At 67.9% G+C, this 7,416-nt stretch carries 10 protein-coding genes and 1 pseudogene; 8 read left to right on the top strand and 3 right to left on the bottom strand.

Annotation, left to right across the window (positions count from 1 at the left end):
• Positions 1-277: 277 nt before the first annotated feature.
• The 4 genes from ACIOHC_RS41630 to ACIOHC_RS41615 are packed head-to-tail and all read left to right on the top strand — an operon-like array spanning position 278 to position 2,163.
• Positions 278-619, top strand: a complete 342-nt coding sequence (locus tag ACIOHC_RS41630; RefSeq protein ID WP_351073900.1) for a hypothetical protein — start codon at positions 278-280, stop codon at positions 617-619.
• A complete protein-coding gene (locus ACIOHC_RS41625; protein WP_351073899.1) occupies positions 619-975 on the top strand; it encodes a hypothetical protein in 357 nt (118 codons plus the stop codon). The genes ACIOHC_RS41630 and ACIOHC_RS41625 overlap by 1 nt, the downstream gene beginning before the upstream one ends.
• Positions 959-1,759, top strand: a complete 801-nt coding sequence (locus ACIOHC_RS41620) for a hypothetical protein (RefSeq protein ID WP_389638683.1) — start codon at positions 959-961, stop codon at positions 1,757-1,759. Before ACIOHC_RS41625 ends, ACIOHC_RS41620 begins: the two co-directional genes overlap by 17 nt.
• A 47-nt stretch (positions 1,760-1,806) precedes the next feature.
• A complete protein-coding gene (locus ACIOHC_RS41615; RefSeq protein ID WP_351073897.1) occupies positions 1,807-2,163 on the top strand; it encodes a hypothetical protein in 357 nt (118 codons plus the stop codon).
• A 222-nt stretch (positions 2,164-2,385) separates the two neighbouring features.
• Here the strand turns inward: ACIOHC_RS41615 and ACIOHC_RS41610 are convergent, their stop codons facing one another.
• Both ACIOHC_RS41610 and tpg read right to left on the bottom strand, forming a co-directional pair.
• Complete coding sequence (locus tag ACIOHC_RS41610; protein ID WP_351073896.1) at positions 2,386-2,529, bottom strand: hypothetical protein; 144 nt, start codon at positions 2,527-2,529, stop codon at positions 2,386-2,388.
• A 15-nt stretch (positions 2,530-2,544) separates the two neighbouring features.
• Positions 2,545-2,805 (bottom strand): annotated as a pseudogene (gene tpg / locus ACIOHC_RS41605) (telomere-protecting terminal protein Tpg); the annotation flags it as partial.
• Positions 2,806-2,834: 29 nt separating this feature from the next.
• Here tpg and ACIOHC_RS41600 point away from each other — a divergent pair.
• The 3 genes from ACIOHC_RS41600 (at position 2,835) to ACIOHC_RS41590 (ending at position 5,292) form a co-directional block, all read left to right on the top strand.
• Positions 2,835-3,593 carry an IS6 family transposase gene (locus ACIOHC_RS41600; RefSeq protein WP_389638681.1) on the top strand — a complete coding sequence of 253 codons (759 nt, stop codon included), beginning with the start codon at positions 2,835-2,837 and terminating at the stop codon, positions 3,591-3,593.
• Positions 3,594-4,387: 794 nt separating this feature from the next.
• Positions 4,388-5,044, top strand: coding sequence for a DUF2975 domain-containing protein (locus tag ACIOHC_RS41595; protein WP_351086779.1), 657 nt, complete (start codon positions 4,388-4,390; stop codon positions 5,042-5,044).
• Complete coding sequence (locus tag ACIOHC_RS41590; protein ID WP_351086781.1) at positions 5,044-5,292, top strand: helix-turn-helix transcriptional regulator; 249 nt, start codon at positions 5,044-5,046, stop codon at positions 5,290-5,292. Before ACIOHC_RS41595 ends, ACIOHC_RS41590 begins: the two co-directional genes overlap by 1 nt.
• Before the next feature lie 195 nt (positions 5,293-5,487).
• Here the strand turns inward: ACIOHC_RS41590 and ACIOHC_RS41585 are convergent, their stop codons facing one another.
• Positions 5,488-5,952: a hypothetical protein gene (locus tag ACIOHC_RS41585; RefSeq protein ID WP_351086783.1), complete on the bottom strand. Its 465-nt coding sequence runs from the start codon at positions 5,950-5,952 to the stop codon at positions 5,488-5,490.
• A gap of 1,298 nt (positions 5,953-7,250) precedes the next feature.
• Here ACIOHC_RS41585 and ACIOHC_RS41580 point away from each other — a divergent pair.
• Entirely contained in the window at positions 7,251-7,373 is a 123-nt protein-coding gene (locus ACIOHC_RS41580) for a hypothetical protein (RefSeq protein WP_351086785.1), read from the top strand.
• Positions 7,374-7,416 lie beyond the last annotated feature (43 nt).

Raw genomic sequence — 7,416 nt, 5'->3', positions numbered from 1 at the left:
GCACTGTACTTCGAGGGCCGTGCCACGTAGATCTACACCTTCCAGGATCAGCAAGATCCATTGTCAGGTGTGTCCACACCACAGGGGTCACCTCAATACGAAGACCGGGCTGTCGTCATCCGCATTGCCGGGTGCCGGAAAGCGGTCGCGGGGGCCGTCTGCCGTACTCGGTGGATGAGTGGGCGCGTCTGGGCGGTCATCATGATGAGCCGGTGGCGGTCTTGGCGTTTCTGAGGTCCGCGGGAAGCAGGAGAGGGAGGCGCGGATGCTCGGGGCCGTGACCGAGGTGTTCGACAGGGCCGTGGATGTGCTCGTCGTGGCCTTGGGGCTGGACTGCGTGTGGCTGGGGTGGCGGGCCGTGTTCCGGCCCCGCCGGCCACCGGAGCCGATCCAGGGGCCAGTGTGGGTGGTCCGCGCCTGGGGGCTCGGCTTTGTTCTGCTGGGGATCTCCCTCGTCGTCGAGACGATGACCCTGATGGCCGGCGGAGAGCCGGGGTGGCCGGCGAACGTGATGCGCTGGGTCGCCGGGCCGCTCGTGGTCGGCTCAATCGTGGCGGCCTGCGCCGCCCGGTGGCGGGAACGCCGTCGGACCCGGGCCGTGAATGAGCGGCGGCGGTAGTGGACCGGGCCATCTCCTGGAACGAGGCGACCTTCGTGGTCGCGGTCTGCTGGGCGGTCAGCGGCCTGGGATACACCGCGAGCGCCGCCCTCGACGAGCCGCAACTGTCCGTGGCTCCCCTCATCGGGCTGGGGCTTGTGCAGTGGTTCTGGGCGCGCCACCGCTCCTGGCCGGCAGCGGTCGCGGCGGGCCCCGCGGGGGCTGTCGTGCTGTTCGCCCTTGTCGACGTCCTGCGGCCGGAGCTGGGCCGGTACGTCGCGGACGCCCTGTCCGCGGGGGCCGCGGCCACCGTCTCCGTGGCCGTGCTCACGCTGGTGGGGCGTGGAAGGGGACGCCTTCATGACGCCGCAGGCTGATCCGCGCGTTGGCCACCGCCTCAGCCTGCCGCCCGAGCCGGGTGCCGTGCGGCGCCGTACCGTCTGGCACCGGGTGTGGGGACTGTGCGCGGCTCTGCTCGGCATCACGATGCTCCTCCTCGGCGCCACGGGGCTGGCCGCCATACCCGACCTGATCGAGGACGAGAAAGCGTTTCGCACCGCGACCCCGTGCACTGCCCTGTCCTCTCCCCACGACGACTGCTTGCGCTCGTACGACGCGACAGTGACCCGCACAGTGATCAAGGAGCAAGCCAGGTCATCGCAGTACACGCTGTACCTGAACGGCCCGACGCAGGTGCCCCACAGCATCGACATGGGCGCCTCGGAATCGCTGCTCAAGCGCCTGCTCCCCGGTGACAACGTGACGGTCACCCTCTGGCGGGACTACGCGACCGCGGTACGGCAGGGCAAGATCTCCCAGGAGACCGCCGACACCCCGCAGGGGGAGCCGGCGTTCGTGTGCGCGCTCGCCCTGGCGGTGCTCTCCGGCGGCGCGTACGGCCTGTACGCGGGAGGCACAGCCCTGACCCGAGCCCGGCGCCACGCCGGGCAGGGCCTGCCCGCCACGCTCGTGACGCGGGGCAAGGACGTGGTCGGAGCAGCCCTGTGCACGCTTCCGGCCCTGGTTGTGGGCGACTTCACGAACGTTCCGGTCATGCTGGTGGTGTGGCTGGGGCTGCTGCCGCTGGTCCGATGGGTCGTGCACCGGCAGCAGCAGCGCAGTACGGGACGGCACGCCCGGCCGCCTGTGTCCACAGCCTGACGGATCCACAGGCCCTGAATACCCCCGGGCCGTCTATCGCGCAGGCAGTGAGCGAACGCGGGCTGATCGTGGTCGAGGTCGGTCCGGCAAACGCACTGTTCCAGACGCTGAGTCAGTGCCCGGCCTGCGACAGGGAAGCGGCCGCTATGTTCCTGGCCGTGGACGCGGACTCCTTGCTGTTCGAAATGGAACTCACGGCCGAAGGTCTCCTATGTGTGCTATGCGGGTTCCATCTCTCCAGCACGGAAGAGGTCGAGGCCGCTGGCTTGCCGACGACCGCCCAGTACTCCGTTGAGGACCTGACGAGACTCGTAGCCGCAGGCCCGGAACCGGCGGAGCGCCTTGCGGCACTCAAGCTTGTTCTGCCGACCGTGAGATCCGTGAACGCGCACGACAGTTTCTGATGTGATCGACGGGGCGAGATCGTGAGCCTCGTAGCCTTACGGCCCTCATCAGGGGCAGCAGGTGTTGTCCCAAGTCGCCCGCCTGCTCGCCTGTGCACCCGATCCCATGGCGCACATCGCCATCCGTGCGGCCCTGCCCGGGGCGGTTCGTAGGCACGTGACCATCCAGATTGTTGCGGACGCCGGGCTCGTCGTCGGCTGGCGCTGCTTCGGCGTGGTTGGTCAGCGCCAGCCCATCTCCTCCTCCCAGTCGAGGAAGTCGGCGCCTTTCTCCTTTTGGCGCTGGTAGTCGTCGGCGGCCTGACGGTTCACTGCGCGTTCGGCCGCGTTCTTCGGGGCCGCGAACGGGTAATTGATGTTCGCCATAAAAGGGCTCCGAATTCAGTAGTCGAGATCCAGGTAATCGATGTCGTTAATGGTCACGTCGGACAGTCCCATGGCCCGGCCACCACCGTCCTGGAAATACACGTCTTTAAATCCTTCGGCGATGATCCCATGCATCTGCTGGTCGCTGGCCCCGGCGTCGCGGGCGTCGAACAGGCGCTGCGCATACGCCGGAGGCAGGTGCACGGTGAGTCGCCGGAACCGCCCGTCATCGGTCGTGCCGACCGGCGCGGTGTACCCGAACCGGGCCCGGGTCTCGGTGCGGTCACGTTGACTGAGCGGGTGGGATGATCTTCGGGTTGATCACGGTGGAGGGGGAGTCGTCCGTGGGGAGCGCGTCGCCGTCGTACAGGGGTCACCGGTACCCGGTCGAGGTGATCTCCCACTGCGTGTGGCTGTACTTCCGGTTCCCGCTCAGCTTCCGTGAGGTCGAGGAGCTGATGCTTGAGCGCGGCGTGGTCGTCTCCTGCGAGACCATCCGCCGCTGGTGCCTGAAGTTCGGGCAGCAGTACGCCAATTCGCTGCGCCGCCGCCGGCCCCGGCATGGTGACAAGTGGCACCTGGACGAGGTGTTCGTCAAGATCAACGGCGAGCAGAAGTACCTCTGGCGGGCTGTCGACCAGGACGGCATGGTGCTGGACCTCCTCGTACAGAACCGACGGGACAAGACCGCGGCCAGGCGATTCTTCCGTCGTCTGGTGAAGACGACCCGTACGGTGCCGCGGGTGGTCGTCACGGACAGGCTCCGCTCCTACGGCGCCGCTCACCGCGAGGTCATGCCCTCGGTCGAGCACCGCTCGCACAAGGTGCTGAACAACCGGGCGGAGAACAGCCACCAGCCCACCCGGCAGCGTGAACGTGCGATGAAAGGCTTCCGCTCCGCTGGCGGGGCGCAGCGGTTCCTGTCCGCGTTCAGCGGTATCTCACCGCACTTCCCGCCCCGCCGCCATCTGATGACCGCCCCCGCCTACCGCACCGAGATGCAGCACCGCTTCACCACCTGGGAGCAGGTCACCGGCACCGCCGGTCTGTCCACCACGGCCTGAGCACAGGCCCCACCATGCCACGACACACCATCAGACACCCACACACCCAACAACGTGACAGCGCCCGCCGCAGGCCTTCCTCGTGGCCTCCCGGCCAGCTTTCGCAGACCGGCCCAGGAGTTGTCGGATCACCCGAAAGGATGACCCGAGTACGCACCGCTTCCGGCCCAGATCCGCCAGGTTCGAGCCGGTGTCTCTTTGAGAGACGTAAAACGCCGGTTCCTCGCGTACTCCTCTCCATCACGCTTGCCGGACCCGCCCCATTTGGCAGTACTGGACACGTCCCGGCGTTGTCAGGGCCGCTCTCGCCCTCCCCGGCATCACCCGGTTCAGGCTGCCCTCAGCTTCAACCCAATTGCTGCGACGGCGGGTTGGTGCAGGTCTTCCACATCCACTCGAACCAGCAGCGCCTCGCGGCGCAAACGGAACCTGGGCCAGAACCCAGGTCGTGACAGCGGTTGTCCACGAGATTGAGAGGCACCCGGCTGGGCGGGAGATTAATGTTCACAGTCTTTGACAGTGCGTCGGTCCTTGCGCGGCCAGCATCGTTGTGCTGCTGGTGAAAGGTGCTGGTCTTGCCACACGTATCGAAAGTGCCGCCATGCGCGGCGATCCGGCGTGACGCCCGCTGGAGTCGGGGAGAGGTGCGGGGCGGCGTTGGGGCTCGTGGACGGGTGCCGGGGGAGGGGTTGACCACTGCTGCACTCGCTCTTATCGTTCTTCGATAACATCGATATTCGATATGGGGGCGGTTGCTCATGTCCGCTGAGATACAGAGCTCCAATGGAGCCGAGTTGCCGGATGAACCACCGTCACATGACGACCACGCCGAAGTCAGGCTGCTGGAGCCGGTCGCCACTGTGGTCCGGGGTGCCTACCGACTGCTTCTCGTGGGCCTCGTCGTCGGCGCGGTGGGACCCCTGGTCGGCACCAAGCTGAGCCTGATGTGGGGTGGCCCGAACGTGTGTGCCGAGTCCCGCTCGGACTTCAGTACGGCCGGGTTTACCGGCAGGTTCCGGCCCCATGCGGGGGTCGAGGTCATGACCAGCCCGTCCTACTGCACTGATCACGCCGACGGCGCTCAGCGGCTGTTCGACTTCCTCGGCGGCTTCCCCTCGTGGCTGCTGGCCCTGGGCATCCTGTTCCTGCTCAACCGCTTGATACAGGGCGCGTCCCGCGAGGGCGTCTTCACCGGACGGACCGCCAAGCACCTGCGGATCGCAGGCTGGTGGCTGCTTCTCGGCTGCCTGGTCGCAGAGGTGGTGGAAGCCGGCGCGCACGCGGCGCTACTGGCGACCCTGGCCAAGGACTACACCTTCACTGCGGGCAGCTGGCTGGGGACCTGCCAGCCGCCCTACGCACTCGCCTTCACGGCCCTGGCCATCCTCACGTTCGCCCGTATCATGCGCGCTGGGGTAGCCATGCGGGAGGATCTGGAAGGGACGGTGTGATGGCGCCGGACGACAACGACAGCCATGGGATCGAGGTCCATCTCGACCGCCTGCTCAGCGAGCGCGGCATGACCCTCGCGGAACTTGCTTCCCGGGTCGGCGTGACCAATGTGAACCTGTCCATCCTGAAGAACGGCCGGGCCCGCGCGATCCGCTTCACCACGCTGACCCGCATATGCGAGGTCCTCGACTGCCAGCCAGGCGACCTGCTTACGTACCGAGGCGCCGAAGACAAGCGCCAGCGGTAGACGGCACCCACCGGCCGCCGTCTGCGGCGAGCCGGGGCGACGCCGTGATCTGCTCCATGTGCCGAAACGAGGTGATGGCCCCGCTCGTGATCCACCATGATCGGCCAGCTCTACCACTGCCTCCAGCACAGCCGTCGCTTCGACGAAGCTGTCGCTTTCCCCACGGCAACCGAGGCTCTCGCGGCATGAGCTCCATCAGCCGCCGACTGCGCGGGACCACCGCTCTTGGATGACGGCCAGCTTCTGCTCGAACTCGGCATCCCGCATCCGGTTGGTGAAGGCCCCGGGAATCGTGAGCGAACGCCCCCGAACCCGGACGGCCCGCACGTTCCACCAGAACCCGCTGCGCGTCTGGTGCTGCCGTTTCTCGATCCGGGTGATCTCGCTCCACGGAATCGAGCGTCGGCTGACGAAGGTGCGGAACTCCATCCCGCTCGCGGTGAGGAGCGTTCGGCCGCAGCCACGGTTGATCATGTAGAAGAGCGAGGCCAACCAAGCGACACCGACGCCACCGCCCCACCACCATCGGCTCGACGTCGGCGCCCTCAATGCCACCGCCACCGCCACCGCCATCCCAGCAAACACAAGCGTCAGGAAACCGGTCCACCACCAGTTCCTCCGCCGAGCAACAGCGCTGAGACCGATCCACACATCGGGCATGTCCATGATGCTACCGACGCACACTCGAACAACGAGCCACCCAACTTGACGAGTTAGACGCCTGAGGTGTCTTTCCGGTGCGGCGTTGGGTGGGGATGAGGGTGCCGTCGATCAGGACGACCTCCCCGCCCTGCTTGGTGGGGAAGAACGAAGACGCGTCCGGCGACGGCAGAAACTCCGGCTGAAGGCCGCCCTCCTGGGACGCTCCAGGGGCGGGCAGACCAGCAAGGTCCACCTCGCCACGGATGTCCGCTCCGGCCTTCGTCGCCGCGGCCTTCCGGGCCCGGGACGCTTCTCCAGGTACATCAGTACTGGGAGAAGAGGAGTTGCAACCGGCCCAGGCGGGCGAATCAGGGGCCTGATCAGCAACAGCGCTCAGGCGGCGGCCGAGAGCTGCGGGGCTGGGAGCGGGGCTCGCAGCAGGGCTCGCCGTCGCAGCGGTGTCCGCCGGGGCCGGCGGCGTGTGCGGGGTGGAGGCGGTGGTCATCGCGTCCTCGGGATTCTCCGGCCGCACGCGGCTGGATCGGTGACAGGTCCGGCCCGCACACGAAGTGGTGCGGGCCGTAGCCACCGTGCGAAGCCACCCCTTGGCCGCGATCTGACGGCCGCCACCGATCAGCGTCCGCTTTCACCCAGTTGACCCGGTAGACCAGCGGCTCTGTCCGTGACTGACGTCACAGGTAGTGCCCCGCCTCGGAGGCCGACCTCTCTGTGCACCGGTCAAGGAACGATGCAGCGGCCCGGCCACGGCGGTGCGCATCGGATGCTGTGCACTCTCCACTCCGATGTCGTGCACTGAGCCGCCGCCAACTTGAAACCGCAGGTCAAAGGGCTGGTGTGACCGGCTCTCGGGGTACTCACGCTGGTCGTCGGCGGTTGTCTGCGGAGCAGATCGTCTGACGGATCCTGACCGTTCGCTGGTTCCTGCTCGCCGGTGCCGGGCGGCCATCTACGATCCGGTGTATGGATCCCGAGCTGCTGGAACGGATCACCGCGCGGCGCGCGGAACTGGACGAACTTGAAGAACAGCTGGCCAAGCAGTTGGCGGAGGTGCGGGCCGAGCGGGACGAGCTGGCCGTCGCCGAGCGGGTCCTTGAGCGGGTGAGCGAACAGCTCGCCGACGAGCGCGCCTCGGCCGCGCCGGCGCCGGGGCAGGGTGGGCGGCCGGGCGGTGGTGCTGATCCCGCACCGCACGCCGGACATGGAGGAGACCATGCTCCCGCCGGACTACCAGCGCATCCTCGCCGCCGTGCGGCAGGCCGCCGGACCGGTCAGGACCCGCCCGCCAGGTCGGCGAGATGTTGGGAGTCGACGTCACCGTGCGGTCCAAGCTGGAACTGCTGCGCGGGAGACTGGTCAGACTCGTCGACCGCGGCTGGCTGCGCAAACCGCCCGACGGCCGGTTCACCACCCGCCTGTGACCAGGGACGCTATCGCCCGCACCGGTGCGCCTCGGGCGTAACC

It is taken from the genome of Streptomyces sp. NPDC088252 (genome assembly GCF_044740965.1).
In the GTDB taxonomy this organism is placed as follows: domain Bacteria; phylum Actinomycetota; class Actinomycetes; order Streptomycetales; family Streptomycetaceae; genus Streptomyces.
Note: the sequence above shows the minus strand (reverse complement) of the source record. Positions and strands in the feature narration are given on the sequence as shown.

Coding starts and splice junctions, on each gene's coding strand:
- ACIOHC_RS41620 (WP_389638683.1), top strand. CDS start 959: ATGACGCCGCAGGCTGATCCGCGCGTTGGCCACCGCCTCAGCCTGCCG.
- ACIOHC_RS41610 (WP_351073896.1), bottom strand. CDS start 2,529: ATGGCGAACATCAATTACCCGTTCGCGGCCCCGAAGAACGCGGCCGAA.
- ACIOHC_RS41600 (WP_389638681.1), top strand. CDS start 2,835: ATGATCTTCGGGTTGATCACGGTGGAGGGGGAGTCGTCCGTGGGGAGC.
- ACIOHC_RS41590 (WP_351086781.1), top strand. CDS start 5,044: ATGGCGCCGGACGACAACGACAGCCATGGGATCGAGGTCCATCTCGAC.
- ACIOHC_RS41585 (WP_351086783.1), bottom strand. CDS start 5,952: ATGCCCGATGTGTGGATCGGTCTCAGCGCTGTTGCTCGGCGGAGGAAC.
- ACIOHC_RS41580 (WP_351086785.1), top strand. CDS start 7,251: ATGTTGGGAGTCGACGTCACCGTGCGGTCCAAGCTGGAACTGCTGCGC.